Raw genomic sequence first — 2,168 nt, 5'->3', positions numbered from 1 at the left:
GACGTGCAATCCGTAGCCGCTGCCGCCGAGGAGATGGCGGCCAGCGTGTCGGAGATCGCGCGGCGCGTCGGCGAGGCGGCCGAGGTCGCCGGCCGCGCGGTGGCGGAGGCACGCGCGACGGATGCGACCGTGCAGGGCCTGTCGGAGGCGGCGAGCCGCATCGGCGACGTGGTGCGGCTGATCGGCGACATCGCGGGCCAGACCAACCTGCTCGCGCTGAACGCGACGATCGAGGCGGCGCGTGCCGGCGAGGCCGGCAAGGGTTTCGCGGTCGTTGCCTCCGAGGTGAAGAGCCTCGCCGGCCAGACCGCCAGGGCGACGGAGGAGATCGGGCGCCAGATCGCCGAGATGCAGGCGGCGACCGCACAGGCGGTGGAGGCGATCCGCGACATCGGCCAGACGGTCGAGCGGACCAGCGAGATCGCGACCACCATCGCGGCGGCCGTCGAGGAACAGGGCGCCGCCACCCAGGAGATCGCGCGCAGCGCGGCCCAGGTCGCCGAGGCCACCGCGACCGTGGCCAGCCGGATCGAAGGCGTGCGCGGGGCCGCGGAGGCGACCGGCATCTCGGCCGTCGCCATGCGCGACGACAGCGGGGCGCTTGCGGCGCAGGCCGCCGCGCTGCGCGAGAAGGCCGGCGGATTCCTGGCCGCCGTGCGCGCCGTGTAGCCGGACAGGTTGCCCCGATGCCGCCGCGGGCCTACCTCCGCCGGCCGAAGTCGGAGTGGGCAGATGGGCATGAAGGTCGCGGTGGTAGGCGCCACCGGGCAGGTCGGGCGCGAGATCCTGCGGACATTGGCGGAACGCGACTTCCCGGCGAGCGAGGTGGTGGCGCTTGCGCCCGGCCGCGGCGGCGGGGCCGAGGTCTCCTACGGCGAGGAGCGTGTGCTGCGCGTGCGCGGCCTCGACGGGCATGATTTCCGCGACACCGACCTCGTCTTCTTCGCCGCCGGAGAGGCGGCGAGCGCGACCGAAGCGCCACGGGCTGCCGCGGCGGGCGCGATGGTGGTGGACCTCTCGGCGCGGTTCCGCATGGAACCCGACGTGCCGCTCGTGGTGCCGGAAGCGAATGCGGCGACGGTGGCGCGCGCGCGCAAGCGGCGCATCGTCGCCTGCCCCGGCAGCGTCTCCACGCTCGTCGCGGTGGCGCTGAAGCCGCTCCATGCGCTGGGCAAGGCACGGCGCGCGGTCGTCACCGGCTTCCAGGCCGTGGCCGGCGCGGGGAAGGAGGCGATGGACGAGCTCTGGGCGCAGACGCGCGGCGTCTATGTCAACGAGACGCCGCCGCCCGAGCAGTTCCCGAAGCAGATCGCCTTCAACCTGATCCCGCAGGTCGGCGACATCGGCGACGACGGCGTCACGCGCGACGAGGCCGGCATCGCGCTCGAGTTGCGCAAGCTGATCGACCCGGACCTCGTCGCGGTCGCATCCTGCTTGCGCGTGCCGGTCTTCATCGGCGACGCGGCGAGCGTGGTGGTCGAGTTCGAGCGGCCGGTCGCCGAGAAAGACGCCTGGGCCGCGCTGCGCGAGGCGCCCGGCGTGATCGTGATGGATCGCCGGGAGGAGGCGGGCTACGCGACGCCGGCCGAGGTCGCCGGCGAGGATGCGGTCTATGTCAGCCGGCTGCGCCGCGACACGACGGTGCCGCACGGTCTGGCTTTCTGGTGCGCGACCGACACGTTGCGCAAGGGCGGCGCGCTGAACGCCGTGCAGGTGGCCGAGGAGCTGGTGCGGCTGAAGCTGGTGGAGTGAGCGGCGTCAGCGCGCGATCTCGAGGGACTCGGCCAAGAGCGAAAGGATCGGGCCGCCCATCCCGGCGTCCTCGGCGAAGCGCGCGCGGATCCGCTCGGCAGGGCCGAGGATCATCACGCCCTGCCGCACCTCGCCGCCGGCGAGGAACTGCCGGGCGAGCGTGAGGCAGCGGCGGGCGAGGTCGTCGGGCGGCAGGAGGGTGGTGGGCTCGAAGCGGATCTCCCGCCCGATGAAGGGGCGCAGGCCCCGCGTCGCGAAGCCGACGGCGCCGCGCGCCGGCCCGCGCCGCGGCTCCAGCGAGACCCAGATGGGCAGCGCGAGCGGCAGCCGCGCCTCGGCGACGAAGGTCGGCACGGGCCAGAGCGCGCCGGACGACGTCCATGCCACGCCGAGCGCCGCGTCGCCGGCGACCCCGG

General features: G+C 74.8%; 3 protein-coding genes. 2 read left to right on the top strand and 1 reads right to left on the bottom strand.

Going from position 1 to position 2,168, the window contains the following annotated elements; translation table 11 throughout:
• Positions 1–669, top strand: a 669-nt coding sequence (locus L2I40_RS22205; RefSeq protein ID WP_237217476.1) for a methyl-accepting chemotaxis protein, incomplete at its 5' end; no start/stop codon positions are given.
• A gap of 63 nt (positions 670–732) precedes the next feature.
• Positions 733–1,752 (top strand): aspartate-semialdehyde dehydrogenase, encoded by a 1,020-nt coding sequence (locus L2I40_RS22200; protein ID WP_237217474.1) that lies wholly within the window; start codon positions 733–735, stop codon positions 1,750–1,752.
• Positions 1,753–1,758: 6 nt separating this feature from the next.
• Here the strand turns inward: L2I40_RS22200 and L2I40_RS22195 are convergent.
• The coding region (locus tag L2I40_RS22195; RefSeq protein ID WP_237217473.1) for a hypothetical protein at positions 1,759–2,168 on the bottom strand (410 nt) is incomplete at its 5' end.

This window comes from Falsiroseomonas oryziterrae (assembly GCF_021864505.1).
GTDB lineage: Bacteria > Pseudomonadota > Alphaproteobacteria > Acetobacterales > Acetobacteraceae > Falsiroseomonas > Falsiroseomonas oryziterrae.
Note: the sequence above shows the minus strand (reverse complement) of the source record. Positions and strands in the feature narration are given on the sequence as shown.

What these genes read in the sequence shown, in the direction of transcription:
- L2I40_RS22200 (WP_237217474.1), top strand. Translation starts at nt 733, where the DNA reads ATGGGCATGAAGGTCGCGGTGGTAGGCGCCACCGGGCAGGTCGGGCGC.